Annotated in this window: 28 protein-coding genes; 7 read left to right on the top strand and 21 right to left on the bottom strand. The window is 42.7% G+C overall.

Annotation, left to right across the window (positions count from 1 at the left end):
- The first annotated feature begins 50 nt into the window (after positions 1 to 50).
- The 4 genes from FQ608_RS21020 to FQ608_RS21005 all read left to right on the top strand — a co-directional run bounded on the left by FQ608_RS21020 (position 51) and on the right by FQ608_RS21005 (position 2609).
- Positions 51 to 899 carry an SPFH domain-containing protein gene (locus FQ608_RS21020; RefSeq protein WP_158860459.1) on the top strand — a complete coding sequence of 283 codons (849 nt, stop codon included), beginning with the start codon at positions 51 to 53 and terminating at the stop codon, positions 897 to 899.
- A 4-nt stretch (positions 900 to 903) separates the two neighbouring features.
- The gene (locus tag FQ608_RS21015; protein WP_158860458.1) at positions 904 to 1383 is read left to right on the top strand and encodes a hypothetical protein; all 480 of its coding nucleotides are present in this window, start codon (positions 904 to 906) and stop codon (positions 1381 to 1383) included.
- Between the two features lie 117 nt (positions 1384 to 1500).
- Positions 1501 to 1689 carry an Arc family DNA binding domain-containing protein gene (locus FQ608_RS21010; RefSeq protein ID WP_158860457.1) on the top strand — a complete coding sequence of 63 codons (189 nt, stop codon included), beginning with the start codon at positions 1501 to 1503 and terminating at the stop codon, positions 1687 to 1689.
- A gap of 50 nt (positions 1690 to 1739) precedes the next feature.
- Positions 1740 to 2609: a Cof-type HAD-IIB family hydrolase gene (locus FQ608_RS21005; RefSeq protein ID WP_234364312.1), complete on the top strand. Its 870-nt coding sequence runs from the start codon at positions 1740 to 1742 to the stop codon at positions 2607 to 2609.
- On the opposite strand, the gene FQ608_RS21000 is transcribed toward FQ608_RS21005, so the two are convergent.
- The 8 genes from FQ608_RS21000 to rpsT form a co-directional block, all read right to left on the bottom strand.
- Positions 2604 to 3284, bottom strand: coding sequence for a DUF2461 domain-containing protein (locus FQ608_RS21000; RefSeq protein WP_158860456.1), 681 nt, complete (start codon positions 3282 to 3284; stop codon positions 2604 to 2606). The genes FQ608_RS21005 and FQ608_RS21000 overlap by 6 nt on opposite strands.
- Positions 3285 to 3534: 250 nt before the next feature.
- Positions 3535 to 5103: a ribonuclease Y gene (gene rny / locus FQ608_RS20995; protein WP_158860455.1), complete on the bottom strand. Its 1569-nt coding sequence runs from the start codon at positions 5101 to 5103 to the stop codon at positions 3535 to 3537.
- A 75-nt stretch (positions 5104 to 5178) separates the two neighbouring features.
- Positions 5179 to 5463, bottom strand: a complete 285-nt coding sequence (locus FQ608_RS20990) for a cell division protein ZapA (protein ID WP_158860454.1) — start codon at positions 5461 to 5463, stop codon at positions 5179 to 5181.
- 1 nt (position 5464) lies between these two features.
- Entirely contained in the window at positions 5465 to 5749 is a 285-nt protein-coding gene (locus FQ608_RS20985) for a hypothetical protein (protein ID WP_158860453.1), read from the bottom strand.
- A 1-nt stretch (position 5750) separates the two neighbouring features.
- Complete coding sequence (gene pheT / locus FQ608_RS20980) at positions 5751 to 8162, bottom strand: phenylalanine--tRNA ligase subunit beta (protein ID WP_158860452.1); 2412 nt, start codon at positions 8160 to 8162, stop codon at positions 5751 to 5753.
- Positions 8163 to 8216: 54 nt separating this feature from the next.
- Positions 8217 to 8834: a DUF1684 domain-containing protein gene (locus FQ608_RS20975; RefSeq protein WP_158860451.1), complete on the bottom strand. Its 618-nt coding sequence runs from the start codon at positions 8832 to 8834 to the stop codon at positions 8217 to 8219.
- A 9-nt stretch (positions 8835 to 8843) separates the two neighbouring features.
- Positions 8844 to 9539 carry a RadC family protein gene (gene radC / locus FQ608_RS20970; RefSeq protein WP_158860450.1) on the bottom strand — a complete coding sequence of 232 codons (696 nt, stop codon included), beginning with the start codon at positions 9537 to 9539 and terminating at the stop codon, positions 8844 to 8846.
- 186 nt (positions 9540 to 9725) lie between these two features.
- A complete protein-coding gene (rpsT, locus tag FQ608_RS20965; protein ID WP_158860449.1) occupies positions 9726 to 9980 on the bottom strand; it encodes a 30S ribosomal protein S20 in 255 nt (84 codons plus the stop codon).
- A gap of 309 nt (positions 9981 to 10289) precedes the next feature.
- On the opposite strand from rpsT, the gene FQ608_RS20960 reads away from it, so the two are divergent.
- Positions 10290 to 11384, top strand: coding sequence for a zinc dependent phospholipase C family protein (locus tag FQ608_RS20960; protein ID WP_234364311.1), 1095 nt, complete (start codon positions 10290 to 10292; stop codon positions 11382 to 11384).
- On the opposite strand, the gene FQ608_RS20955 is transcribed toward FQ608_RS20960, so the two are convergent.
- From FQ608_RS20955 to ettA, 8 genes are all read right to left on the bottom strand, one after another.
- Positions 11269 to 12606, bottom strand: a complete 1338-nt coding sequence (locus FQ608_RS20955) for a pyridoxal phosphate-dependent aminotransferase (protein ID WP_158860522.1) — start codon at positions 12604 to 12606, stop codon at positions 11269 to 11271. The genes FQ608_RS20960 and FQ608_RS20955 overlap by 116 nt on opposite strands.
- A 310-nt stretch (positions 12607 to 12916) precedes the next feature.
- Positions 12917 to 13123: a DUF433 domain-containing protein gene (locus FQ608_RS20950; protein WP_317168942.1), complete on the bottom strand. Its 207-nt coding sequence runs from the start codon at positions 13121 to 13123 to the stop codon at positions 12917 to 12919.
- 211 nt (positions 13124 to 13334) lie between these two features.
- Positions 13335 to 14225: an SDR family NAD(P)-dependent oxidoreductase gene (locus FQ608_RS20945; RefSeq protein WP_158860448.1), complete on the bottom strand. Its 891-nt coding sequence runs from the start codon at positions 14223 to 14225 to the stop codon at positions 13335 to 13337.
- A 622-nt stretch (positions 14226 to 14847) separates the two neighbouring features.
- On the bottom strand, positions 14848 to 15081 hold the full coding sequence (locus tag FQ608_RS20940) for a hypothetical protein (RefSeq protein ID WP_158860447.1): 234 nt from the start codon (positions 15079 to 15081) through the stop codon (positions 14848 to 14850).
- A gap of 285 nt (positions 15082 to 15366) precedes the next feature.
- Positions 15367 to 16857 (bottom strand): RNA-binding domain-containing protein, encoded by a 1491-nt coding sequence (locus tag FQ608_RS20935; protein ID WP_158860446.1) that lies wholly within the window; start codon positions 16855 to 16857, stop codon positions 15367 to 15369.
- Positions 16854 to 17447 (bottom strand): DUF4062 domain-containing protein, encoded by a 594-nt coding sequence (locus FQ608_RS20930; protein WP_158860445.1) that lies wholly within the window; start codon positions 17445 to 17447, stop codon positions 16854 to 16856. Before FQ608_RS20930 ends, FQ608_RS20935 begins: the two co-directional genes overlap by 4 nt.
- A gap of 107 nt (positions 17448 to 17554) precedes the next feature.
- A complete protein-coding gene (locus tag FQ608_RS20925; RefSeq protein WP_158860444.1) occupies positions 17555 to 17956 on the bottom strand; it encodes a hypothetical protein in 402 nt (133 codons plus the stop codon).
- A 183-nt stretch (positions 17957 to 18139) separates the two neighbouring features.
- The gene (gene ettA / locus FQ608_RS20920) at positions 18140 to 19819 is read right to left on the bottom strand and encodes an energy-dependent translational throttle protein EttA (protein WP_158860443.1); all 1680 of its coding nucleotides are present in this window, start codon (positions 19817 to 19819) and stop codon (positions 18140 to 18142) included.
- Positions 19820 to 19956: 137 nt separating this feature from the next.
- Here ettA and FQ608_RS20915 point away from each other — a divergent pair, with 137 nt between their 5' ends.
- Positions 19957 to 21204 carry a DUF349 domain-containing protein gene (locus tag FQ608_RS20915; RefSeq protein WP_158860442.1) on the top strand — a complete coding sequence of 416 codons (1248 nt, stop codon included), beginning with the start codon at positions 19957 to 19959 and terminating at the stop codon, positions 21202 to 21204.
- A gap of 78 nt (positions 21205 to 21282) precedes the next feature.
- Positions 21283 to 21504: a DUF2795 domain-containing protein gene (locus FQ608_RS20910; protein WP_010855875.1), complete on the top strand. Its 222-nt coding sequence runs from the start codon at positions 21283 to 21285 to the stop codon at positions 21502 to 21504.
- A gap of 45 nt (positions 21505 to 21549) precedes the next feature.
- On the opposite strand, the gene FQ608_RS20905 is transcribed toward FQ608_RS20910, so the two are convergent.
- The 5 genes from FQ608_RS20905 to queA are packed head-to-tail and all read right to left on the bottom strand — an operon-like array spanning position 21550 to position 25973.
- The gene (locus FQ608_RS20905) at positions 21550 to 22281 is read right to left on the bottom strand and encodes a LytR/AlgR family response regulator transcription factor (RefSeq protein WP_158860441.1); all 732 of its coding nucleotides are present in this window, start codon (positions 22279 to 22281) and stop codon (positions 21550 to 21552) included.
- A complete protein-coding gene (locus tag FQ608_RS20900) occupies positions 22278 to 23324 on the bottom strand; it encodes a sensor histidine kinase (protein WP_158860440.1) in 1047 nt (348 codons plus the stop codon). Before FQ608_RS20900 ends, FQ608_RS20905 begins: the two co-directional genes overlap by 4 nt.
- Before the next feature lie 6 nt (positions 23325 to 23330).
- Positions 23331 to 24218 carry a LiaF transmembrane domain-containing protein gene (locus FQ608_RS20895; protein ID WP_234364310.1) on the bottom strand — a complete coding sequence of 296 codons (888 nt, stop codon included), beginning with the start codon at positions 24216 to 24218 and terminating at the stop codon, positions 23331 to 23333.
- Positions 24178 to 24864 (bottom strand): 2-C-methyl-D-erythritol 4-phosphate cytidylyltransferase, encoded by a 687-nt coding sequence (locus FQ608_RS20890; RefSeq protein ID WP_158860439.1) that lies wholly within the window; start codon positions 24862 to 24864, stop codon positions 24178 to 24180. Before FQ608_RS20890 ends, FQ608_RS20895 begins: the two co-directional genes overlap by 41 nt.
- A 59-nt stretch (positions 24865 to 24923) precedes the next feature.
- A complete protein-coding gene (queA, locus tag FQ608_RS20885) occupies positions 24924 to 25973 on the bottom strand; it encodes a tRNA preQ1(34) S-adenosylmethionine ribosyltransferase-isomerase QueA (protein WP_158860438.1) in 1050 nt (349 codons plus the stop codon).
- Positions 25974 to 26001: the final 28 nt, after the last annotated feature.

The raw sequence follows: 26001 nt of genomic DNA, 5'->3' as shown, positions 1-26001 counted from the left end.
AAGCAATTCATTCGTATATCATTTTGATATCACTTTAATATATATTAACTATGGAAAAAATCGTCAAACCCCAATCAGGCTATACCATGGTAATGGTTGCCATTTTATTTCTTGCAGGAACCATTGTTTCATTTGTTCTTCGAATACCCGCTCTCGGAATTGTCTGCGGAATTCTATCCGCTTTTATCGGTCCGGGATTCTTTACTTTACAGCCAAATAAAGCGATGGTGTTAATTTTATTCGGTGCCTACCAAGGAACGGTAAAAGCAAACGGCTTTTTTTGGGTAATTCCCTTTATAACCAAACAGAAAATCTCCATGCGGGTACGGAATTTTGAAAACAAGCCACTGAAGGTTAACGACAAAATCGGAAACCCAGTTATGGTTGGTACGATCGTTGTTTGGCAGGTAGAAGATACCTTCAAAGCCACATTTGATGTGGAAGATTATGAAAACTTCATTCACCTGCAAACAGATGCGGCTGTACGAAAAATGGCTGGAAATTATCCCTATGATGATTTTGAGGCAGAAAATGCCGAAATAACCCTACGCTCCGGGTTGGAAGAAGTCAACCACTCTTTGGAAGCAGAAATCGCAGACAGGCTGCAACATGCCGGAATCAAAGTGATAGAAGCTAGAATTTCCCACTTGGCTTATTCCTCAGAAATCGCCTCGGCGATGCTTCAAAGACAACAGGCAACAGCCATAGTGGCGGCCAGGCGAAAAATCGTGGACGGTGCCGTGGGTATGGTGGAAATGGCTTTGGAAGATTTAAAGATCAAGGGGATTATTGATTTCGAGGATGAGAAAAAAGCAGCCATGGTAAGCAACCTGATGGTGGTCTTGTGCTCTGACAAATCCGCAAGTCCTATTGTGAATGTAGGTACACTTCACCAGTAACCAAATGGTCGTCAAGGAGACACAAAATTTCAGAAGCTCATGGGTCATGTACCTGCTGGTATTTATCCAGGTACCAATGGCAATTCTCCTGACAGTTTGGGGGATTTCAGGAGAGATTGGCGAAGATGGATATATTGGGGTTTTAATTTCTATAGGTTTAATTGGAATCGTGATATGGCTATTTTGGAATCTTGAACTGGAAACAAGGATAGACCGATACGGATTGCAGTACAGATGCCTACCTATTATCAGCAGTTGGAGAAAATTTCCCAGGGAGGAAATTGTCTCCATGGAAGTAAAGAAAATAGGCCCCCAATGGCGGTTGGGAGGAATGGGAATCCGTTATAGAATTGATCATTGGGTCTATGCCTTTAACAACAAGTATTCCGTATTGGTAACGCTGAAAAATAAGCAGTTTGAACTCAGCACACTGAAACCCGAAGAGATAAGGTCGATGGTGGCTGAATGGGAAAGTGAAAATTAGATGAAAACGAGTATGGTGTAACCGTCACAAAAAGGGATGACTATCCTACATGCGAGATTCCCTGTCTGCCGACAAGCAGGCATCTGACCAGTAAAAAAGAAAAAATAAACAGATGAAATGCCACAAAAGAAGCCATTTGCACTACGTATAGATGAAAAACTGATGAAAGCCGTGGAGAAGTGGGCCGCGGATGAATTCAGGAGCACCAACGGACAGCTGGAGTGGTTGATTCATGATGCCTTAAAAAAAGCAGGAAGATTGCCTGATAAAAAGAATAGTCCCACTCCTGAAGGCTCAGGTGATTGAAGGTTAATTGAGATACCATTCCCCGGATCGGTGAAGTTTTTAACCGGGATATGGGTACCTTTGCTGCGTATTTGAAATTAAAAGACTTTGAAGCCATGAAAATCCGAGCCATTTGCACTGATATCGACGGTACACTTCTGGACAGCACCCGACAAATATCAGCTAGAACAAAAACTGCATTCAGCCGCCTCCCTTCGGATTTCCCCATCATTCTTGCCTCCTCGCGCATGCCGTCGGCGATGACTCATTTACTCCAAGAGATCAACCGGACATCCAATCCGTTGATTTGTTACAACGGAGGGTATGTTTTGGGTATGGACACAAGTGAAACAATTCATCAGCCTGTAGACTCTGTATACATATCCTTAAAAGATTGTACAAAAATTCTGGAAATGGCCCTCGGAACTTCCATTCACATCAGCCTCTACCATGCCGATGAATGGTATGCACCTCATATGGATAAATGGACACGAAAAGAAGAGCTGGCAACCAAGGTGCAGTCAGTCATCAGCTCACATGCCCAAGTAATCGAAAAATGGGAAAATGAGGCTGCCGGAGCGCATAAGGTGATGTGCATGGGTGATGCAGAGGAAATTGACCAACTTTTTACCTCTCTTCAGAAAGAACTGGGAAACAACCTGCATCTTTACCGCTCCAAAGACACCTATATAGAAATTGCCCCAAAGGCAATTTCCAAGGCATCAGGATTGGAGCTAGTGTTAAGCACCTATTTTGACATTTCCATGGCAGAAGTGATGGCCTTCGGCGATAATTACAACGATATAGATCTCCTCGCCGGCGTGGGGATGGGTGTAGCCGTGGAAAACGCTAGGGATGAGGTAAAGGCTGTTGCTAATGAGATCACCGCTAAAAACACTGAAGACGGCGTTGCTATCGCCATCGAAAAGTATTTATTATAATAATCGGCCTCCATCTTCCACATCCTCCAAGGCTCTGGCGAGAAAGTCATGAAAGGGTTTCATAATGGCAAAGGAAGTTAATGCATCCTGCTTGTAGGAACTGTCTTGGATTGCTTTATCAGCAATCGGTCGGGAGACGATAAAGCTTTTGTAGCGTAAATAGTGTATGTAGGGATGGTCCGGTTCATAATCCCTGGGACTTGTTTTTAGCTGCTCTCCTTCCATTTCACCAAAAGTCTTTTTAAAGGTTGGCTCTTGGAACAATTGCTCCAACTCCTCCCCACTATAATCAATTTCCATACGGATTTTCTTGATTACATCTGCAGGCGGCATCCAAATTCCACCGGCGAGAAAACTTTCTCCCGGTTGCACATGCAGGTAGTAACCCGGCCCGGGGGATTTTTTCCCACCTATAGAAAAATAGCCCGCAAAGTTTGTTTTATAAGGCCTTTTATCCGGGCTGAAACGCACATCCCTATTTTGGCGAAAGACGCAATCTTTAGGACGAAGAACCTCAAGTCCCGGCTCAATCGGAATAAGTCCCTTTAACATCTCGGCAACCTCTTCTAAAAAATAGGCTTTTACTTCCAAATACCAATCCCGGTTGGCATCCATCCATTCTTTGGAATTATTTTCAGCCAACTCATTTAAAAATTTCAGCAATTGATTTTCCATTTTTTGTTTGGTTGATAGGTTGATAAGTTTATGGTTTATAGGTCTATGGGTCTATGGTAACTGTATGAAGTTAATTAAGGTTAGAGAATAGTGGTGATATATGAAGAGAAAAACATTCTAATTTGCGTTGCCGTGCCTGCGTTTTTACCAATAACCATTATACCTTTTCCAACAAAGACTCGTGTAATTGAAGAAACAAAAAAAGGGCATGGATTTCTCCATACCCTTCAATGTTTTTTTTGTGAGTGAATTATTTGGCGTAATTAACAGCCCGCATCTCACGGATGACAGTGATTTTAATTTGTCCGGGATATTGCATTTCCTTCTCTATACGCTGGGAGATATCAAAGGAAAGTTTACCGGCCGTAGCATCATCCACGTTATCAGCGTCGACTAGGACACGTAACTCACGGCCAGCCTGCATGGCAAAGCACTTATTCACTCCGTCAAAGCTTAAAGCAAGCGTTTCAAGATCTTTCAGACGCTTGATATAGCTGTCCATAATTTCCCTTCTTGCACCTGGTCTGGACCCTGAAATGGCATCACAGGCCTGGACGATTGGCGAAAGCATGGAGGTCATTTCGATTTCATCGTGGTGGGCACCGATGGCGTTGATCACTTCCGGATGCTCCTTGTATTTTTTGGCCAATTCCATACCTAGGATGGCGTGAGGAAGTTCCGCTTCTTCCGGATATACCTTTCCGATATCATGCAAAAGACCGGCTCTTTTCGCCATTTTGGCATTGATTCCCATTTCCGCAGCCATGGTTGCGCAAAGCTTGGCTACTTCCCTAGAGTGCTGCAGCAAGTTTTGTCCGTAGGAAGATCTAAACCGTAGCCTTCCGACCATCTTGATCAGTTCCGGATGCAATCCGTGAATGCCCAGTTCAATACAAGTTCTTTCACCAATTTCAATGATTTCCTCGTCGATGTTCTTTTCGGTTTTTGCGACTACTTCTTCTATACGCGCCGGATGGATCCTTCCGTCCTGTACCAGTCTGTGAAGGGACAGTCTGGCGACCTCTCTTCGGACAGGGTCAAATCCAGAAATGATGATTGCTTCAGGGGTATCATCTACCACGATTTCCACACCTGTAGCTGCTTCCAGCGCCCTGATATTTCTTCCTTCCCGGCCGATAATTTTCCCTTTTACGTCGTCACTTTCAATATTGAACACGGAAACGCAGTTTTCGATGGCATGTTCGGTAGCGGTACGCTGAATGGTATCCAACACAATTTTCTTAGCCTGCTTGGTAGCGGTAAGTTTTGCCTGATCCAGGATATCCTTGATGTGGGATGAAGCCCTTGTAGTTGCTTCGTCTTTCAACATCTCTATAAGCTGCTCACGTGCCTCTTCCTTGGTGAGTAAGGCCACTTTTTCCAGATCCGTTATACGCTGATTCGTCACCCTATCCAACTCCTCCTTTTTCACCTGAACAGAATGCAACTGGGCACTGAGGTTTTCCTTTTTACTGTCCAATTCGGCTTCTTTGCGCTTGATCTGCTCCATTTCCTTTGAAAGGACTTGCTCACGCTGCTTCAGTTTGTTCTCATTGGTGAGTAACAGGTTTTTCTTTTTATTTACGTCTTCTTCGAATTCTGCCTTTAACCGGAGGTATTTCTCTTTGGCTTCAAGAATTCTGTCTTTTTTCGCCCCTTCTGCCGTAATTTCCGCTTCCCTAAGGATACTCTTGGCCTTTTCCCTGGCCTCAGCTTCGATAGTTTTGCTATTATTTTTAATTAGCAAGCCCGCAAGAAGGGCTCCTAGCAGGATACCGACCGCGCCGGCTGCTATTAGGTATATTATTGAAATCTCCATAGATATTAATTTAGTTATATCACCGGAGAAAAAAATTCTGTCGCTGAAAGGTTATTGCTGAATATTATATAAAGTCTATAAAATAGATGTCAATTGGGCATTAATCTCCTGGATTGTCGTCTTCACTTTCTCGCTGCCTTCGGCGCTGGTTTCATTAAGTTCCAACGCTTCCATCATACTGTCGAAGGCCACCATGGCCAGTAAATCCTGTTTATCGTCCAAGCCAAACTCTTCTCGATACCTTTTTAGTTTTTCATTGATCAATTTACCCGCCCGTCTGATCTTGGCTTCATCTTGGACCTTCACTTTCATAGGATATTCCCTATCTCCTATTTTAAGTCGTATCGAAAGAGTTTCCATATTATTCGGACAAGTGGGTAATTATTTTATCAATCTCATTTATATAATTGTCAATTCTTTCTCTCAGTTCAGCAGAATCTTTGTTCTCTACCGGTATGTTCTTTACAATTTTACTAATTTTAATTTGATTTTTAAAATGCTCCAGTGCTTCGTCTTTCTCTTTTAGTTCGAATTGACAGGCTTTCAGCTCGTTTTTTAGCCCCTCATTCTCCCGTTCGAGCATTTTCACCTTTCGGATAATATGCTCGGTTATTTTTTCCAACCGCTGAAGTTCCTCGTAAACCATCTTATTTTCTGATCAAAGCCCCTACTTCCTTTTCAAAAGCCAGCATGAGTCGGTTCATTGTTTTATCAATAACTTTATCCGTAAGTGTCTTGGTATTGTCCTGAAGGAAAAAACTCAAGGCATAGGCTTTCTTGGAAGCATCTATTTTATCTCCCTTGTAAACGTCAAATACGCCGATCCTTTTTAACAACGGCCCCCCTATCTGATGTGATAGCTCTTGAAGGGAGTCAAAAGAAACTTCCCTGTCAATTACCAAAGACAAATCCCTCCGGACTTCAGGAAATTTCGAGATTTCGGTGAACCGCTGAATCCCTGATGCCAGTTCCAGCATTAATCCCCAATTAAGCGAAGCGAAAAACACGTCCTGCTTTACTTCTGCCAGCCGGGTGATTGGGGATTGCAGCAATCCGAGTGTACCAACAAAGGAATCACGGATAAATAGCTCAAGCCCATATTCAAAAGGGGCCTGCTCCACCATTTTCACAGCGGGTTGACCCAAGTTAAGTTTTAGAAACAGCGTTTCCACTACCGCATGCAAATTTGGGAACTGGACTTTCGTAGCGGGTGCCAACCAGCTTTCCGAAGTGACATTTCCTGTCATATATATGGATAAATGCTTCTCTTCCCGGTATTCAGATTCCGATTTTTGATATACGGAACCAAACTCAAAGCATTTGAGGTCCTTTTGCCGCCGGTTGATATTATGGGAAAGCACTTCCAATCCGGAGAAAAGCAAGGTCTGTCTTAACACACCGAGGTCTTCACTGAGTTTGTTAATTATTACCACATCTTGAGAAGTATCCAAATAGCCTGATTTTTCCGTATAGGCAGCTTTGGTCAGGGAATTGGTCAATATCTCGTGAAATCCTTGGGCCGCCAAGAGTTCGGTAACCCGATACTGCAGCTTATTGGCATCCTTTTCAGGATGTGAGGCGAGAAAATCTGATTGGTAGTTCTCCTGTAAAGGAATGGATTCGAATCCATAGATTCTTAGTATTTCTTCGATAATATCCGCCTCCCGGGTCACATCAACGCGGTATGGTTTGACAACGGCTGTAAATCCTACCGAATCCTCGTCTTCTACTCGAATTTCAAGCGACTCCAATATCTCCTTTATTTCATCAGCCGGTATATGCTTCCCGATCAACCGATCGATATGTTTGTACTTGACCGGAACTTTGAAGTCTTCAACCGGTACGGGATAGAGGTCGGTAATCGGGGAAGAGAGTTGCCCTCCGGCAATTTCCTTGATCAACATCGCTGCGCGTTTTAGCGCATACACAGGCATGTTGGGATCTGTCCCCCGCTCAAAACGAAAGGATGCATCTGTTTTGATTCCATGAAACTGGGCTCCTTTCCGTATTACATCGGGAGAAAAGCAGGCACTTTCAAGAAAAATGGACGTGGTGGAATCACTGATCCCGGATTCCAATCCTCCCAGAACTCCTCCAATACATAGACCTCCCTGCTCATCACAGATCATCAGTTCCTCGCCGGAAAGTTTCCGCTCCTTTCCGTCCAGCGTGACGAATTTGGTTTCCTTGGGGAGTTTTTTGACAATTAGTTTACCTCCTGAAATCTTGTCGGCATCAAAGGCATGAAGCGGCTGCCCCAGGTCGTGAAGGATATAATTGGTTACATCCACGATGCAGTTGATTGGCTCCAAATCTAGGGCTTTGAGATAGTTTTGCAGCCACTCAGGAGATTGACCTACTTGGATGCCGCTTATCGTTAAACCCGCATATCGGGGACAATCAACCGCGCTCTCCACTTGCACGTCGATTATGTTCTCAGCAGAATCCACATTAAATTCCTCTACAGAGGGCAGGCTAAAATCCTTTTTCAACAAAGCTCTTAGATCTCTCGCTACGCCCAGATGTGAAGCCGCGTCGGCCCGGTTTGGAGTAAGGCCTATTTCAAGGACATCCGTTTTGAAAATGGGAACCAACTGGTTTGCGGGTGTGCCATTGGACAAATCGGTATCCAAGACCATAATACCTTCATGGCTATCTCCTACTCCCAATTCGTCCTCGGCACAAATCATGCCCTCGGAAACCTCGCCCCGGATCTTAGACTTTTTGATTTGAAGGCTTTCCCCGGAAGCTGTATATAGGGTTGTGTTGACAGTGGCTACCGCTACTTTTTGGCCTGCCGCCACATTGGGAGCACCACATACGATAGGCACTACGCCCGTACCTATGTCGACGGTGGTTAGTCGGAGTTTGTCTGCGTTGGGGTGGGACTCACAGGTCAGGACTTCTCCGATGACCACTCCTTCCAGGCTCCCTTTGACGGATTCAAAACCTTCAATGCCTTCCACTTCCAATCCGGAAGCGGTCAGCATGGAGGCAATTTCCTCGGATGTCTGGTCAAATGGGATATAATCTTTGAGTCGCTGTATAGAAATCTTCATGTATTCAATCGTAGGTAAACCGCAAATTTAAGAGAAATGTACCGCGCTAACGTTTTATTTGGAGTAATTTTTCTCACCTACAGGTATCGGGATTTCCAAGATGTTTTCTTTGGGGGGAATAGGGCAGGCATAATCAGGGTTATACGCACAATAGGGATTGAAAGCAAGATTAAAATCAATGGTTATAGAGCGCTGACCATCCTGTCGTAGATTAAGGTATCGGCCTCCTCCATACGTCTCCTCGGTGCTTGTCTGATCCGCAAAAGCTAAAAAGAAATTCCTCTTGTCCACTTCATCCGCTGCTTGAAGAAGCAAAAGCTTAACTTCCTGACCGTTAAGTTCAAAAACAGCAAAAGAATGTCGCACATATTTCTCCACCGATCCGTCTGTAAGCGGAATTTGCACCATTCTCTTTACCTCAATGGGCTCCATGCGTGCCTTTACCTTATAGGATTCATCAACGGGATAAAAGCTAAGCTTGTCCAGTTCTTTCTTTTGGGGTTCGGTCAATGGAGACTCAAAATTGAATTTTAGGTATTTAAACTGCCGCTCACGCTCAGCTTCTATCCGTTCAGTATATTGCTCTGTACTCTCTCCTCCCGAAAGCGTATAAATTAGAGACCCCAATACCACGACAACAATTAGCAGGATTACAATATTTTTTTGGTTCATAGGCCTAAGTTACATTCTGCCTTCATCGGCGAAGCTAAAATAGCCACTATCTCCGAAAATAACATGATCTATCACCGGAAGCTCCAAACTTTTCCCAGCAGCTTGTAATTTTCTAGTCAGTTCTTCATCCTGTCTCGAAGGTTTTAGGTTCCCGGAAGGGTGGTTGTGAACCAAAATGATGGAGGAGGCAAAATAGTCCATGGCCTGCTTAAAAATTACCTTTGGATCGACAATGGTTGCGTTGGATCCTCCTTGACTGATCAGGTGTTTTCGTATGACATGATTGGAATTGCTTAGCAAAATAATGTAAAAAAATTCTACCGTTTCGTCCATCAATTCCGGCTTCATAAGTTGGTAGACATCCCCTGAACTCTGGATTTTCACCTTTTTCTGCGGTTCCAATTCCTTTCTCCTTCTGCCCAATTCCAGGGCACTGACTATGGAAATGGCTTTGGCCTCTCCAATTCCTTTAAAGCGCTGCAGGTCCTTTACGGTCATCCTTGCCAACTGGGCCAAGTCATTATCCACACTTCTTAGAATGTTTCTAGCCAAGTCCACAGCACTGAGAGAAGTGGTACCTGAACCTATGAGAATAGCAATCAGCTCCGCATCCGTTAGGGATGCCTTTCCTTTCAGCAACAATTTTTCCCTGGGTCGGTCTTCCTCTGCAAGTAGGGAAATCGGTATCGATGAATTTTCTCCCATCTGACAAAAATTCGGGTTACAAAAATTACCTTTTCTAAATGTGCGGCGAATGGAATGTGTTTAAAATCTTCCCCATCTCGAAGTATGGACTTTGTCGCCGGAACCCGATAAAAATATTAAAAATTGCCCAACAAAAAAAGCCCAACCGTAAGGAAGGGCTTAAGTATTTATCTTTTACGGCTGAGATTATGCCAAGGCGTTAACCATTTTAGTCAATTTTGACTTCTTGTTGGCCGCGTTGTTTTTATGGATGATGTTCTTCTTGGCCAATTTGTCCAACATAGAAGTTACTTCTTTCAACAGTTCCTGAGCCTGAGCTTTGTCTTCAGCATTTTTCAAACGCTTGATAAAAGTTCTGGTTGTTTTGGCTTGGTACCTGTTTCTTAATCTCTTTGCTTCGTTTGAACGAATTCTTTTAAGAGCCGATTTGTGATTTGCCATATATATACTACTTGATTGCTAAAACCTATTTGACGAATTGGAATGCAAATTTAATGGAATTATTTTTAACCGCAAAAATAATTGAAATTAAAGCGGAAAAATTTGCAAGAGTCACCCCTTTGGTGCTTCTGAGAAGGCAAATATAGGAAAATTTTTTTAAGGCAGTCGTATGTGCACACTAGACCACAAGTACTCCATTCGAGGTCATCAGGCTTAATTTGGAGACATCTCTTTGATAAAGAGGAGTTTTCATTTGCTCATTATTCGAATTTTTGCTAACTTATCCTACTGTTTATTTTTCTTGAAGGTATGGGGAAGTTTCAACTATTACTTTGGTGTACCCTCTGCCTGGCTCTGATTGCTTCTTCGGAGCCCGGGTATGCCTGGGGTTTTTATGCCCATAAAAAGATCAACCGGCAGGCGGTATTCAGTTTGCCTCCTGAGATGATCGGTTTCTTTAAGGCAAACATTACCTACATCACCGAAAATGCGGTAAACCCAGACCGGAGAAGGTATGCGGTAAAAGGGGAAGCTGAAAAACACTTTTTGGATGCTGACGCTTATGGGGACAGTGCGATTTATCTGTTGCCCCGCTACTGGTCTGCCGCCGTGGAACAATATGGGGAAGAACATCTAAGGGAACACGGAATCGCCCCTTGGAGCACGTATCAGACCTTCCTCCAACTTATCCGGGCAATGCAGGCAAAAGACAAAAAGGCTATTTTAAGGATTTCGGCAGACTTGGGGCATTATATCGGAGATATCCATGTACCACTGCACACCACCATGAATTATAATGGGCAATTAACCGGACAATATGGCATTCATGGGTTTTGGGAAAGCCGTATCCCTGAGCTGCTGGCGGAGGATTATGATTTTTTAATTGGCAAAGCAGACTATCTGGAGCAGCCCCAGTTGGCAATTTGGGATGCCGTCATCCGCTCCCACGAAGCAGTGGATTCGGTGTTGCTTTTTGAAAAGCAACTAGACGCAAATTTTCCGCAAAACAAAAAATTCAGCTTTGAAGAGAGGGGTGGCATCAATACCCGGGTTTATTCCAAGGGATTTACCATCGCCTACCATCAAGCCCTGCAAGGACAGGTTGAGCGTCAGATGCGCTCAACCATCAAAATGGTAGCCGATATGTGGTACACCGCATGGATCCTTGCCGGACAGCCCGACCTGAATAACCTGGGGGATCAAGCTCCCTTGGAAGAGGAAGAACATGAGCCCCTGGAAGAGCTCAAAAATATCCGTAATGAAGGAGATCAAGGAAAGGGACCAATTCCTACTCAGAAAGGGAAAGAGCTACCCGTTGTGACGACTTCAAGTAGAATTCAATACTCTTGGCCAATCTTACAAAGGTGTCTTCAAATACAGCCTCATCTTCCTCCAGTAGCGTAACCCGAAATCCCCTCAAATCAGAACAAAACGACGATACCGGAACAACGCAAATCTGGTCTGCCGCCAGCAGGTTGTAAACAAAGCGTTTGTCATGGGGCATTTCTTTCTCCAAAAGCCAGCCGTCCAAAAGAGTTTGTACCCGACGATCCGCAACTGGCAGATACTGCTTGTCATCCAACAAGCTTTCGTCGAAAATGATCGTATTGTAAAAAGCTCCTTTCGTTTTGTTAAACTTGATGCCTTTTACGCCGGCGAGCACATCTTCCATCAACTGACTTCTTCTACCGATTCTAGAATTTGCTTCTTTTCGGTAGGCAGCATATAAGGGATGGCTCATGATTTTGGGAATAGCCAATTGGGGTAGCATGGTGGAGCAAACCTCTATCATTTTGGCATTTTCCAAGGTTTGACAGAGTTTCGCGAATTCTATGGAGGAATGCTTATTATAAAATTCCATCCAACCACAACGGGAACCCGGCCATGGAAATTCCTTGGATATTCCTTTCAGCGAAATACCCGGCAAATCATCCCCCAACACTTCGGCCAGGCTGATTGCTTCAAATCCGTTATAGGTGATATTTTGATAAATCTCATCCGCAATTAGCAGCAATTTAAATTCCCTTGCGATTTCCACAAAACGCTGCAATACTTCCCGGGGATAAACCATTCCGGTGGGATTGTCCGGATTGATGATAAGAATTCCTACAATGGTGGGATTGTATTTTACTTTATTATATAGGTCTTCCATGTCCGGATACCAGCTGTTATCCGGATCCAGCTTATAAGTAATCGGGCTGGTGTTAGCATGCGCCGCCTCCGCAGAGCTATGTGTGGAATAAGCCGGAGAAGGGCCGATGATTCGTGCCGTTGGGATTAAGAATTGATACAGCTTCGCAATACCGTCACCCAAGCCGTTAAAAAAGAGTATGTCTTCAGCCGTGATTTTCACTCCATCTTTGGCATTGTTGATGGCTGCCAGAAACTTCCTGGTTTCCATCATGCCCTTGGAATCCGCATAGCCGTAGGAATGGTCCTGACTGACTAGGTCAGCCACGATTTCCTTCATCCAGGCAGGGATGGTGTTGTTTTTTTGGATAGGGTCTCCGATGTTTTCCCAGGTAATATCAAAACCCAACTGTTCGATTTGGCGGGCTTTTTTCACAATGCCCCTAATCTCATAGTTCAATTCCTCAGCACCGGGCCGTAGCAGCAACTGTCTTATCATGTTTCTTCAAGCAGTAATTCAGGACACAAAGAAACAAAAAAGGCGATAATATCAGTGGATATTTTAGGAAAAAGAAGAATGATTTCGTGGTGGGGGGAAGTGTTTTCGAAAATGTTTCGATTTTGACTAGGTCCCCAGTATGGATGCTTTTGGAAACGTGCGGTAATAAAATATATCGATATTCTATTATTCTATTATTTCCCAACGGCCAAGTATAAACGTTTGTGTGGGATTTCGGAGCAATAAAGTCTCCGACATAGAGAGGTTTCTAAAGACTTTGTTGGAAGTTGCGCATCCACAATCAGCTTCATTCTGAAATTCTAGTGTAGCTCGAATACTTTGTTACTTTGGTCGCATAGGCTAAGCATGCTAAAATATCTTCTTCTTCCAGATTAGGGTAATCTTCCAATATTTCAGCATGAGTTGATCCGGCGGACAAAAGGTCGAGAATCAAATCTACAGTGTACCGCTTATTCCTAATGGTAGGTTTCCCGTGACAAATTTCAGGGTTAATGGTGATTCGTTTAATAAATAAGTGGATTTTCCATCTTTTAAAGGCACGAAATTTTAAATTGATCTGCTTTTTTAAGCACTAAACTGTCTGTCAATACTGAAAACGACACCCAGCACAAAACTTCATATAAGACCTGAACCCGTTTTTTTGCACATCGTCTGTAAGGGACTGGTTCTTATCTTATTCAATTTATCCTTGTTTAGAACTTCAATTATAACCCGTGCCCCCCAGACACTTTGATTACCTGTCCTGTAACCCAAGAAGCCTTATCAGACGTTAGAAACAAGACAGTATCAGCAATGTCTTGTGGGGTGCCTATTCTTGCTATTGGAATCTGAGGTAACACACTCTCTATCAACTCATCATTCATCCAGCCTGTTTGAGTTGGCCCAGGTGCTATTGTGTTAACTGTTACACCAAGATATCCAACTTCCATTGCAATTGAACGTGTTAGAGCCTCAATAGCTGCTTTACTTGAACCATAGGCAATCTGCCCTGACATAATCTGTGCTGTATCTGTACTAAAATTGATAATCCTTCCATAATGACGATTAGTGCTTAATGGCTTATGAGTTCCATAGCTAATTGATGTTTCTTGTATATCTTTAAAACCAGAATCAATTAATCCATCATATCCACGTTTAATAAACTCTTGTATCATCATAATTGTACCTTGCACAGTTGTCTCATAAGTGCATTTAATATCCTGATTTTGTATGTTGAATATGCTATCTTGAACAGGATATCCAGCTGCGTTATTAATAAGGATATTTACCTTGCCAAGTGTAGATTCGGTTTTATCGTAAATGTCAACAATATTATTTGCAATGGAAATGTCTGATTCAATGATAACATAATCTTTAGTAATATTTGAAATTGCCCTTTCTACTTCTGAGCAATCCATAGATAATGCTTTAAAATAAGAATCAACACAATCGCCTGTAGCTAATTCTTCTTTATATTCAAAATCCATTTTTTTATAAACCATTGCAACCTTTGCACCTTGCTCTGCATATGATAGTGCCATTGTCGCACCAATCCCTTTTGGATTGTTAGTTCCTGTTATAAGTACTACTTTGTCTTTTAATCTGTAATCAATCATAAATCTAATCTCCTTTATTTTTTCCGTCCACCCCCCCAAACTTGCCCCTAACAATCAATCCTATATACGCAACTCCCCTCACCCTATCGCGTCTATATCTTCTTTACCGACTGGGATCTTGGCATTTCGGTTTCGAAAACATGGATTTTCAACAGCAAAACATACCGCAACCTACCCACGGTTTCCACTTATATTCTTAACATATGGCTTCATCTTTTCCAAAAATACAATTTTACCTTCTGCATCCTCGTCGGTCATAGAGGCCAAGCGTGTGGATTCGGCGACAAATACTTGCTACTACCGGATGTCACAGGAGATGCGCTTATGCGCAACGGTTATCTATTTCCTTTTCGAAGGATCTTGCTTCGTTCCAAATACCGAGAGAATTTGAATTGAGTCCTTTACTACCCTATAGTATATAATGTTATTTTTATCTACTACAGCTTTCCTGATTTTCCTTTTCTTGTTAGAAACCGGATAAATTTCAGGATGTCGGGATATAATCTCAACCGTATTATCGACAGCATTTGCGAATTGAATCAATTCTTTTTCTGTCCAATTTTCTTCTAAGTACTTTACAGTTTCCGATAATTCGAATAAGGTATGATCTGTCCACCGAATCTTAAAGCCATTTACCATATATCTTTCTGGCTTGACCGTGATCTTTTAGATTACCCGCATCAGCATCCTCAATGCCCTTATTGACCGAATCTTTTTCGAGAGTTGATAAATTCTCCCACCAATCTTCCTTTTCATTGTTTCGAATGGCCAGAATTTTTTCAATGATATTTGGGTTATCAATAGTTGAAAGCCATTGAATCAATTCAAGTTTTGTCGCCTGTAAGTTCATTTCCATATCCCTAAATTACGAATCTTAATCGATTTCCTTGTTCAATTGTTGTACAACAATCTAATACACCCTCCTCCCTTACCATATTCCGTCTATATCTTCCTTTCCCAACGTGATCTTGGCGTTTCGGTTTCGGAATTATGGATTTTCAACAGCAAAACATACCGCAGTCACCACCTACCTAAAATTTTGGAAAACTGAGCTTGAATATAACCACTTCACCCCGCATGCCGCAAAACGTAGGGTAGGGCATCGGGCTTCTTCCCCAACCTTTTTATTTTCATCTCAAAACTATTTAACGCTTAGATTCCTAAATTTTTCAGTTACTTTATAACCGCCAGTTCTATTAGACCCTATAAATTCAATTGCACCAAGTTGTTTAAGCACAGAAATGTGACGCTCTAACGTCTTGTAAGGCTTATTAAGTTTTTCAGCGATTTCAGATGCTCTAATGCTTTTTTCAGTTAGAATCAGTGAAACTATCTGAACCATAGACTCCTTTACTCCCTCAGTTATTCCCTCAATTACTCCCTCAGATACTCCCTCATCTACCAATCGAGTTATTCCCTCAGTTATTCCCTCAGTTATTCCCTCAGTGTAGTTAAATGGAACTACTACATCAGGAAATGTAACAGATACTGTATTGCCTTTTACCTTCCATATAGGTGTTTTGAAACCAAGTTCTTTGCAGTGAGCGATCATTTTTACAGTTCCAATCCCGATTTTTTCTATCCAGCCTCTCAAAAAGAAAATGTGGGCAATGTCGGGGTTAACGGGGATAGACAAATGGTCTTCGGATAATGATTTGACACTAACTCCCTTTGGTAATTTTCCATAGCTATTTATTTGTAGCTTATCAGGGTAAATATTAATTGCTATGGTACTTGAAAAGGAAGAGTAATCCCGATGAACGAAGGCGTTCAGAATGGCTTCTCGAATTGCTAACCTTGGAAAAGAAACTTTATCTGTTCGAGTCCATTTTGTGGACTGAAAGGAGCTGGAAACACCATAAGCCAAATCAAAGAAATCCGTTAACTGTCGAATTGATTTGAATAAATTATGGTCAAAATATTTATCATAAAGAAGCCGTTCACCAGTTTTGTCAGTTTTGAAAACAGATAAACGCACCCGCACTTGTGGAAAATACTTTACAGGATTTTTTCCAAAAAGAACAACTGCCGCATTCGTGAAGTCGCCATTTTTGTATAAACCGTATTTATTTAAAAATTGAAGTGGATTGTCGGGTAAACTTTGTTCACGTCCAGTATTGTTGGAATCTTCTATACAATCCAAAACTTCACTCAAGTCTATTTCTTCAACCTCCACTTCAATAGCAGACTTGGTTTCCCACCGCTGATTGCGGTCAGTTTCTTTGTGAATTAATTCAGCTAGTTGCTTCGAGCTTGCCTGCACAGTTGAAGCTCCTACTCGGTAATAAACCCCTCCATTGTATATATAGGGCTGATTTGGACCTTTCCAAACAGAAATAACGAGCAATTCTTTCTTTTCTACTTTTTGAATATCGACCGAAATTGCAGGTTCAGGAACAATCTCTGTGATCAAGTGATTTTTAAATTCCAATGCCAAATTCTTAGCATTTTGAACGCCCATAACTTTTTGTGATTCTTCAACCCCAATTACCAATTGTCCGCCATCTCGATTGAGAAAAGAACAAATCACTTTAGCACTGCCTACTTTGTCAAAGCGAGCTTTAAACTCCAAAGTTGTGGATTCCTTCTTCTGCAATAAATCTTGTATATAGTTCACATCACCTATTTTCATACTGTTTTCATTTTTTCGATGATGTCAAAAATTCTTTCCATTTTGCCAAACTGGGTTTCAATAACCTTTTCAATGTCCTTGATATTGAAATACTCATCCGTCCAATGCCCAACACGTTCCTCTGCTGGTATGTCATTCAAAATAGTATCATTGTACATATCAATTACCCGAATGTCATCCATCAACTTATTTGATTTGTATGCAAAATCAGGATTCAAACTCCCATCAGGTAAATACCTATATTGCTTCAAAAGCACTCTAGCCACACGAATATCACGATGGGCAACAAACCATCTGGGCTTTTTCATTTTAATGGCTTTTTTCATTTCTTCGTGAGTGATTGAAGTTTCTCCAATTACGCCTGTACCATAAAAGGGTCTTAATATGCCGAAAAATACATCACAATTTTCAACTGCTGTCAAACAGTTTTCCAAGTTTCGTTTTGAAGGGTCAACAGGCATTGTTTTGTAATGTGAGCTGATGGGATGATAGCCCATTTGTTCAAACAGTCCGCATACACGTTCCACTTGATCTTCGTAACCAATAACCGAAGATGCTACCATAACTTCTATTTTCCCATCTGCTGTCATAAGCTCTAATTTATTTCAACGGCTCCTTAATTATCCCCACCTCCACCACACTATGCAACGCTTCAATGACAAAATGTACAGGATGACTAAGGTCATACTCTTCCGCTTCAATAACAGTCACAACCTATCCATTGGCTTCCCAGCATTCTTCCAAACAAAAAGAGTTGCTGAATTCGATAGGGAAAATCTGAAATAGTAATATTAATTTTTTTACCTGCTGCTTCGACGAAAATAGCCTTATGGTCGGAACGAAATGCTCCATTGGTTGCAGTTATATCGTGTATTCTAATACGTTCTGTCTGACCGTTATCAATTACTAATGAAGTATTTGTGAAATAATAGGTCTTTTTCTTAGAACTAAAGTATCCATAAACGTGCTCGTCTTCAGTGGTTATTTTTTCAATTACGATTCCTTCTGGAAAATAAAATGCATCAGTTCCTCCAGTCTCCCTTTCATTGAATTTGAACATTTTTATAATCCATTTTTCAATATGATCGATTAAGCTCATTTTATTATAGTATTGGTGCTAACTTCTAGGTTGAGCCATAACTCTTAATTTTGCTCTCCTTAGAACGTATTTTCATAAACAGAAAACCGCCAAAAAATCCTATTCAATTTCAAATCGCTATAGGAAAATAAAAAAAAGCCGAAAAGACCTGGGAAACCCCACCCCTTTCCGGCTTTTTTAAACTTACTTCAAATTTCTATACTTAATCCTCTTTGGCGTAAGATCACCCAGACGTTTTTTCTTGTTTTCCTCGTAATCGGAGAAATTGCCTTCAAACCAGTATACCTGAGAATCCCCTTCAAATGCCAGAATATGCGTACATATCCTATCCAAAAACCACCTATCGTGGGAAATGATCACAGCACATCCCCCGAAATTCTCCAACGCCTCCTCCAAGGATCGAAGGGTATTCACATCCAAATCGTTGGTAGGTTCATCCATCAGCAGCAGGTTTCCGCCTTTTTTCAGCGTCATCGCCAAGTGAACCCTATTCCGCTCACCACCGGAAAGCACGCCTACTTTCTTCTCCTGATCTGCTCCCGCAAAATTGAATTTCCCCACATACGCACGGGCATTCATTTCCTTGTTCCCCAGCTTCACAAATTCACTGCCCTCCGATATAATCTGATAAACGGTTTTGTTTGGGTCCAAATCATCATGCTCTTGATCTACATAGGCGAGCTTTACCGTTTCCCCTACTTCAAAATGCCCTGCATCGGCCTTTTCTTGCCCTGTAATGAGCTTGAACAATGTGGATTTACCTGCACCGTTTGGCCCGATGACTCCTACAATGCCGCCTTGAGGTAATGAAAAAGAAAGATTATCAAAAAGCAACTTATCGCCATAGGCTTTTGAAACGCCGTTTGCCTCGATCACCTTTGATCCAAGTCGTGGTCCAGGTGGAATATAGAGTTCCAGTTTGGCTTCGCGCTCTTTTCCTTCTTCACCTACCAGTTTATCGTAAGCGTTAAGCCGGGCTTTGCCCTTCGACTGCTTGGCTTTTGGAGACATACGGATCCATTCCAGTTCCCGCTCCAACGTCTTTTGACGCTTGGACTCGGTCTTTTCCTCCTGCTTTAGGCGCTGCTGCTTTTGATCCAGCCAGCTGGAATAGTTCCCTTTCCAAGGTATGCCCTCACCCCTGTCCAATTCTAGAATCCAACCTGCCACGTTGTCAAGAAAATATCTGTCGTGTGTCACGGCTATGACCGTGCCTTTATAGTTTTTAAGGTGTTGCTCCAGCCAATGAACCGACTCCGCATCCAAGTGGTTGGTGGGTTCATCGAGTAGAAGCACATCAGGTTCCTGAAGAAGGAGCCTGCATAACGCAACCCTTCGCTTTTCACCTCCGGACAGGTTTTTGACTGGGGCATCACTTGGCGGAAGCCGCAGGGCATCCATGGCCTTGTCCAGCATAACATCCAGTTCCCATGCATTGCAGGCATCCAGTTTTTCCTGTACCTCTCCCTGCTTCTCGATCAATTTATCCATGGCATCCGGATCATCCATCAGTGCCGGGTCCATAAATTTCTCATTGATTTCCTCAAACTCCTTCAACAGGTTCACTGTTGAGGCCACCGCTTCCTCCACCACTTCCTTGACGGTTTTATCCGGGTCCAATTGGGGTTCCTGCTCGAGCATGCCCACGGAATAGCCGGGAGACCATACCACTTCTCCCAAAAATTCAGTATCCACACCTGCAATGATACGGAGCAGGGAGCTTTTTCCCGAACCGTTAAGCCCAAGTACTCCGATCTTTGCACCATAAAAAAATGACAGGTAAATATCTTTTAATACTTTCTTTTGCGGAGGGTAAATCTTGGAAACCCCGGCCATTGAAAATATAATCTTTTCATTACTCATAGAACTGTGTTTTTAATTTTGGTGTCACAATAGGTAACAAATATGGTAAAAAATCGCCTTTCTTAGGATAAATGGCCCTTATTTAATTAATTTGCATTTTGAAAAGCCACTATTTTAAAACCTAGCCGCAACACCCCATGGAACACCCTTTTGGATATATTAAAGACAGCAACGTTTACCTCAAAGGATTTTTGGGACAGGAGGATAGGGTTATCGGGGAGGTAAAGGAAAGTGAGGAGTCTACCATCAAGTATTTTGAGGACAGATTTGAGATGGTCAGGCAAAAAGTCGAAAAACTGAAAAAAGACATTGAGGAGAATCAAAACAAGGGTTCCTTTCTCATGAAGCTTATCCATCTCAAGGAGTCACTGCTCACGTATGATGCCTTGGGTGATTTCCCGAGTCTGATCGCAGAACTGGAAAAAGAAGAATCCTACCTGGAAGAGATCATTCAGGTAAATAGGGAACGAAACCTGGAACTCAAGCGGGGGCTGATCGCTGAGGCAGAAGCCCTCATGCACAGTACCGACTGGAAAAAGGATTCGGAAGAATTCAAAAACCTAAAAGTAAAGTGGCTTAAGACTGGTCCGGTAAGTAAGGAACTGGAAGAAGCCATGGAGACAGCTTTCCAAGATGCCTTAGATGTTTTTTATGGCAACCGGAAAAACTATTTTGACGGGCTGGCTTTGCAGGCAGAGCAAAATTTAAAGATATACGAGAACCTGCTGGAACAAGCCCGAGAAGCACATGATATGGCCGATGTGCGGCTTGCGTTTGAAATAAGCAAGAAAATCCAAAAGAAGTGGAAGGAATCCGGACGGGTTCCGGCCGACAAAAGACAGCCGATTTGGGATGAGTTTTCCAAACTGAACAATCGGATTTTTTCAAAATACAAGCGTGTCATGCAAAGCGTCCCGACCCTCAGTCCAGGATTGATGATCAAAAAGATTGAAAAGCTGGCACAGGAAATGCAGATATTGTCTGCCGGGCCCAGCAGTGCGGGCGTGATGTACGAAGCAAAAAAACTGCAGGCGGAATGGAAAAAACTTCCTCCAAAAAAACCGCGTAATGCACAACAAAGTATAAAGACCTTCGTATTCTCAACGGACTTGGTTTTTGAAAAATCTTTTTTGGACAAACTTGCCCATTCCAAATATGAGGACTTTGATCAAAAGGAAAAAAGTGAACAAAATACAATTAAGGCCGGCATCTTGAAAGATCTGATAGCAAGGGATCAAAAGGAACTGGACACCATAAAAGACAACGTGGAAAACTTCCGAAGCAATGAGGCAGAATTCGATGTGATGATTCAGCGGAAAATTTATGGGTTCAACCGAAAATTAGAAGTAAAAAATTACCTTTTAAAGGAACTTACAAACAATTAATTCGTTATCGCTTTAAATCAAATAAAATTTATATTTTTGCCTCCCGAATCAGGGGATATAATATAATTGCATAAACATATGTATTGGACATTAGAACTTGCTTCCTATTTGGAAGACGCACCGTGGCCAGCCACCAAGGATGAATTGATTGACTTTGCTATCCGTTCGGGTGCACCGCTTGAGGTCGTAGAAAATCTCCAAGAACTGGAGGATGACGGTGAGCCGTATGAGAATATTGAAGAGATTTGGCCGGATTACCCCACCAAAGACGACTTCTTCTTCAACGAAGACGAATATTAACCAGCTACCCCTGAATTCAAAGCAGGGGTAGTTGTTTTTTCCATTCTAGCTGTCAAAAGCCACTTTTAGCCTATGACTCCCTTGCTTACTAACTGGGATCTGAGCTCCCGATTTTAACCAAACACATTGCCCCCCCTTTTCATAATTTTCGATTCTTGTCACTTCCTTCAAGTTGATGATGTAAGACCTATGTACCCTGACAAAGTATTTGGGATCCAACATTTGCTCAAATGTCTTGAGGGTACGCAGTTTTAGAAATTTACCTTTGGGAGTTTGAATGGCCACATAATCATCCTCTGCTGCCAAGTACAAGATTTCATGTACGGGTATCACCTCAATCCTATTTCCTGTCTTGACGACTACCCTTTCCAATATATCCGACTCAGCACTTGCATAGGCTACGTTGCTAAGTTCCGGTGGTTCATTGCGGAAAGACCTGTACTTTAGCAAGGCTTGACTTAGTCTTTCCTTTGAATATGGCTTCATAAGGTAATCCATCGCATGCACCTCAAAGGCTTTGACAGCAAAGGTATCAAAGGCTGTCACGAAGATAACGCTAGGTGCGTTGTCGATCAGTTCCAGCATTTCAAACCCATTGATCTTTGGCATCTGAATGTCGAGAAAAATCAAATCCGGATTGGTTTCTTGGATTCCCTTGATTCCCTCAAACCCGTTGTAGTAATTCCCTACCACCTCGATATCCTTGTCCTCCATCAAGTATTCCTGCAGGATCTCGTGTGCCAGCGGTTCGTCATCGATGATTGCCACGCGTATCATGATAATTGGGGTATTTTGAGTGTAACTTCGAACCAGTCACCATGTGCCTGATGTTTTACCAGATCATTGCGTCCAAAAAGCAAATAAAGCCTTCGCCGGACACTTTCCAATCCAAACCCGGTTCCCTTGGGAAACCCGTTAGAAGGGTCATAGGGATTACTTATCGCTACCTGAAGGTAGTTGCTGTTTCGGGAAGCATTTACCCGGATTACTACCTTTTCCAGCACGCCGTACAGGCCAAATTTTATGGCGTTCTCCACCAGGGGCTGTAACAGCAAGGGAGGCAGCAAAAGGGCATCAGCGCCTTCCTCCATATCCATATTCACTTCCAAGCGATCTCCAAACCTCACTTTTTCCATTTTCAGATATAATACAATCCGTTCCCATTCTTTCGAAAAACTTTCGCTGATACCGGTGTCTTTCTGAATGGTAAGACGGAAGAAATCGGCAAGCGATTGAATCATGTCCCTTGCCTCTTCGGGTCTTTTCCCAACCAAGGCATTGATTGAGTTGAGGCTGTTAAACAAAAAATGGGGCTGCAACTGCTGTCTCAAATAAAACAGCTCTGCCTCCTTCGTCATTTTATCAGTCATTGAGTCGTGTTCTTTTCTCTGCCATGCAAGCTCCACTTCATTCCTGAAAAGAATAAGCACGGAGATCCCATACAAGAAGAGGAGCACAAAGGCCATCCGTAGCGGAAGGGATTGATCCAAAAATTGACGATAGGCCGAATCCTCTTTAAATAACCATATAAGTAAAATTCGGCCGACAAATACCACAGACACTGTGAGTATGGCAGGGAATACCAGTGCTGCTTTATATCCCGTGAATGAGGGGCGGAAATAGGGGTATACGGTCAGCAATACTTGAGTACTGATAAGCAACAGTGTGGCATAGACGAATCCGTCCTGTATGGCCAGCAGCCATTCCTGCCCATAATAACTGATCAGGAAACTCATCCCTGAGGTAAGTATCCCCAGGGATCCAATCCAAAACCATTTGTTAAACTGCTTGCTTTTCAAATCGTTTGACATTGTCTTCATGTCAAATCAATAGGATGATATTTCTATTCCTCCAAATATAACAGACCCAGTAATAATGAGCTTTTTATCCGCATCTACCGGTCCCCGCTGCATAAAACGCTTATCCTCCACTCCTGCTGCAATATTACTCACCTCAAAATTTACGTCCCAGTGGGATGGAACAATTAATTTCATCCCTCCAAATACTACAGAAACATCCAGCACCGCCGTACCTTCCAGATCGGCATGACTCAGGTCAACATCCGTACCTCCAAAAATCGTAGTCACTTCACCCCCCTTAAACTGTTTGGTTATCAATCTCCTTTTGATTCCGCAAAAGATGGCCTCCACATTTAAGTAATCCGAAGCATCCTCCTCTGGCTTCTTTCCCGCTTTTCCGGTTCGGAGCTTTCTCTCAAAGCGGTCAAAATTTCCTTCCCAATTTAAGCCTTTTTGGCTGGGTCTGCGGAACAGTATAATTATCCCCAACATAATCAAGCCAACGGGCAGAAGATAACTTCCATAGTGGTCTGGTAGGAGATCGTTGTTTCTCAGTAGAAAAAAAGATCCGATAATCAGCAAAATAAGCGATCCGGAGTTTCGAAAGCCACTTTTCACTCCGATGATTATTCCTATGGCAATCAGAATCATGGGCCACGAAAATATCCAATGGGGAAAATAAACACCTACTTGCTTGAGCAAAAGCAAAATCCCGATTATGAGTACCAGGATGCCGAAAGTTTTGTTGTTGTTGTTCATTGTCTGTCTGGATTGGTTTATTTGATAAAAATAGCCTTTGCCCATCAGGATGACAAGCGTAAAAAGGTAAGGCAAACCAAAAAATCGGTAAACAAGCGGAATTAATCGGTGAATGTCACCTCCCTTGCTGGGATATTTGAAGCAAATAAGCCGCATAGGCCAAGTCTTCAGGGGTGGTGATCTTGATGTTTTCCAAATTGCCAGGTATAAGGGTTACCTCCCACCCCATATGCTCATAGACAGTAGCGTCATCGGTAAATTGGAGAAGCTCATCCGTTTCAAAGGCCTGAAGGATTTTTTTTGTCTGAAAAGTTTGGGGGGTCTGTACCAACCGAAACTGTTGCCGGTCTTGGAAAATGGAATTCCCCTTGGCTCCAAGTTTGCGAAGGGAATCTTTTAATGGTATGACCGCAATGGCACTGCCAGCCGATGCGGCAGTATCAAAACCCTCACGGATAACCGCCTGGGCGACAAAGGGTCTAACGCCATCATGTATAGCCACCAAATCAATATCTACGGATAAGCCGAGAAGTCCGTTTTTAACGGACTGGAAGCGGGAACTCCCACCGGACACTAAGCTGTGGGGTACCTGATAAGAATGGGACTGACAAAGGGATTTCCATAAGTCATGATCGGAAGCAGGAAGGACAAGGATGAGAACCAGCGATTGATCATATTTGTAGAAAGCGTCTAGCGTATGCATCAAAATCGGTCTCCCTCCTATTGGGAGATACTGTTTCGGCATGGATGCCCCCATTCGGGTTCCACTGCCCCCCGCTACGATTACGGCTGCTTTTTTCATGTTTTAAAAGAATTCACGTTGAAGCTAAAAGCAAAAAAAGGCGCCTGAAGCGCCTCTTATTATAATATCAACATGGCATCTCCGTAGGAGAAAAACCGGTATTTTTCTTTGATGCCTTCTTGGTAGGCTTTCATGATCAGATCATAACCGCCAAATGCAGCGGTAGTCATCAACAGTGTGGACTCCGGAAGGTGAAAATTCGTCACCAACGCATTGGCAATTTTAAACTCGTAGGGAGGAATGATAAATTTGTCAGTCCAGCCGGTGCTCTCTTTCAGACGTCCATTGGCAGTAACAGAAGACTCAATGGTCTTAAGCGAAGTTGTACCTACAGAAACCACACGCTTTTTGTTGTCGAGTGCTTTATTGACCAAATCTACTGTTTCCTGGGAAATGTCGTAGTTCTCAGAGTCCATTTTATGCTTGGTCAAGTCCTCCACATCTACCTGACGAAAAGTACCCAACCCAATGTGCAAGGTAATTGGCGTTACAGCCACTCCTTTAATTTCAAGTCTTTTCAGTAAATGCTGGGTAAAGTGTAGCCCCGCAGTAGGTGCCGCTACAGCTCCAACGTGTTTGGCATATATGGTCTGATACCGTTCCCGGTCTGAAGTCTCCACTTCACGTTCGATAAAGTCCTTTAATATGGGTGTCTCTCCCAAGATGTCAATAGTCTTGAAGAACTCCTCATCAGTACCGTCAAAAAGGAATCGGATTGTCCTTCCCCTTGATGTGGTGTTGTCAATCACCTCAGCAACTAAATCACTGTCTCCAAAATACAATTTGTTTCCAACCCGGATCTTCCTTGCCGGATCTACCAATACATCCCATAATCTGAGGTCCCGATTCAGCTCCCTCAACAGAAAAACTTCTATTTTCGCACCCGTTTTTTCCTTATTTCCGTATAACCTCGCAGGGAATACTTTGGTATTGTTGGTGACAAACACATCCCCCTCTTCAAAGTAGTCAATGATATCTTTAAATACCTTGTGTTCGATAAGTCCGGTAGATCGGTGGACCACCATAAGACGCGATTCATCTCTGTTTTCCGTAGGATAAAGGGAAATTAGTTTTTTGGGAACTTCAAATTTGAAATCTGATAATTTCATATGTTTATAATTTTCTTTCAATGGCCAT

The organism is Lunatibacter salilacus, assembly GCF_009797935.1.
GTDB classification, from domain to species: domain Bacteria; phylum Bacteroidota; class Bacteroidia; order Cytophagales; family Cyclobacteriaceae; genus Lunatibacter; species Lunatibacter salilacus.
This window is presented reverse-complemented; position numbering and strand designations above follow the sequence as displayed.

What these genes read in the sequence shown, in the direction of transcription:
- FQ608_RS21020 (WP_158860459.1), top strand. Translation starts at nt 51, where the DNA reads ATGGAAAAAATCGTCAAACCCCAATCAGGCTATACCATGGTAATGGTT.
- FQ608_RS21015 (WP_158860458.1), top strand. Translation starts at nt 904, where the DNA reads ATGGTCGTCAAGGAGACACAAAATTTCAGAAGCTCATGGGTCATGTAC.
- FQ608_RS21010 (WP_158860457.1), top strand. Translation starts at nt 1,501, where the DNA reads ATGCCACAAAAGAAGCCATTTGCACTACGTATAGATGAAAAACTGATG.
- FQ608_RS21005 (WP_234364312.1), top strand. Translation starts at nt 1,740, where the DNA reads ATGGGTACCTTTGCTGCGTATTTGAAATTAAAAGACTTTGAAGCCATG.
- FQ608_RS21000 (WP_158860456.1), bottom strand. Translation starts at nt 3,284, where the DNA reads ATGGAAAATCAATTGCTGAAATTTTTAAATGAGTTGGCTGAAAATAAT.
- rny (WP_158860455.1), bottom strand. Translation starts at nt 5,103, where the DNA reads ATGGAGATTTCAATAATATACCTAATAGCAGCCGGCGCGGTCGGTATC.
- FQ608_RS20990 (WP_158860454.1), bottom strand. Translation starts at nt 5,463, where the DNA reads ATGGAAACTCTTTCGATACGACTTAAAATAGGAGATAGGGAATATCCT.
- FQ608_RS20985 (WP_158860453.1), bottom strand. Translation starts at nt 5,749, where the DNA reads ATGGTTTACGAGGAACTTCAGCGGTTGGAAAAAATAACCGAGCATATT.
- pheT (WP_158860452.1), bottom strand. Translation starts at nt 8,162, where the DNA reads ATGAAGATTTCTATACAGCGACTCAAAGATTATATCCCATTTGACCAG.
- FQ608_RS20975 (WP_158860451.1), bottom strand. Translation starts at nt 8,834, where the DNA reads ATGAACCAAAAAAATATTGTAATCCTGCTAATTGTTGTCGTGGTATTG.
- radC (WP_158860450.1), bottom strand. Translation starts at nt 9,539, where the DNA reads ATGGGAGAAAATTCATCGATACCGATTTCCCTACTTGCAGAGGAAGAC.
- rpsT (WP_158860449.1), bottom strand. Translation starts at nt 9,980, where the DNA reads ATGGCAAATCACAAATCGGCTCTTAAAAGAATTCGTTCAAACGAAGCA.
- FQ608_RS20960 (WP_234364311.1), top strand. Translation starts at nt 10,290, where the DNA reads ATGGGGAAGTTTCAACTATTACTTTGGTGTACCCTCTGCCTGGCTCTG.
- FQ608_RS20945 (WP_158860448.1), bottom strand. Translation starts at nt 14,225, where the DNA reads ATGATTGATTACAGATTAAAAGACAAAGTAGTACTTATAACAGGAACT.
- FQ608_RS20940 (WP_158860447.1), bottom strand. Translation starts at nt 15,081, where the DNA reads ATGGAAATGAACTTACAGGCGACAAAACTTGAATTGATTCAATGGCTT.
- FQ608_RS20935 (WP_158860446.1), bottom strand. Translation starts at nt 16,857, where the DNA reads ATGAAAATAGGTGATGTGAACTATATACAAGATTTATTGCAGAAGAAG.
- FQ608_RS20930 (WP_158860445.1), bottom strand. Translation starts at nt 17,447, where the DNA reads ATGACAGCAGATGGGAAAATAGAAGTTATGGTAGCATCTTCGGTTATT.
- FQ608_RS20925 (WP_158860444.1), bottom strand. Translation starts at nt 17,956, where the DNA reads ATGAGCTTAATCGATCATATTGAAAAATGGATTATAAAAATGTTCAAA.
- ettA (WP_158860443.1), bottom strand. Translation starts at nt 19,819, where the DNA reads ATGAGTAATGAAAAGATTATATTTTCAATGGCCGGGGTTTCCAAGATT.
- FQ608_RS20915 (WP_158860442.1), top strand. Translation starts at nt 19,957, where the DNA reads ATGGAACACCCTTTTGGATATATTAAAGACAGCAACGTTTACCTCAAA.
- FQ608_RS20910 (WP_010855875.1), top strand. Translation starts at nt 21,283, where the DNA reads ATGTATTGGACATTAGAACTTGCTTCCTATTTGGAAGACGCACCGTGG.
- FQ608_RS20905 (WP_158860441.1), bottom strand. Translation starts at nt 22,281, where the DNA reads ATGATACGCGTGGCAATCATCGATGACGAACCGCTGGCACACGAGATC.
- FQ608_RS20900 (WP_158860440.1), bottom strand. Translation starts at nt 23,324, where the DNA reads ATGAAGACAATGTCAAACGATTTGAAAAGCAAGCAGTTTAACAAATGG.
- FQ608_RS20895 (WP_234364310.1), bottom strand. Translation starts at nt 24,218, where the DNA reads ATGCGGCTTATTTGCTTCAAATATCCCAGCAAGGGAGGTGACATTCAC.
- FQ608_RS20890 (WP_158860439.1), bottom strand. Translation starts at nt 24,864, where the DNA reads ATGAAAAAAGCAGCCGTAATCGTAGCGGGGGGCAGTGGAACCCGAATG.
- queA (WP_158860438.1), bottom strand. Translation starts at nt 25,973, where the DNA reads ATGAAATTATCAGATTTCAAATTTGAAGTTCCCAAAAAACTAATTTCC.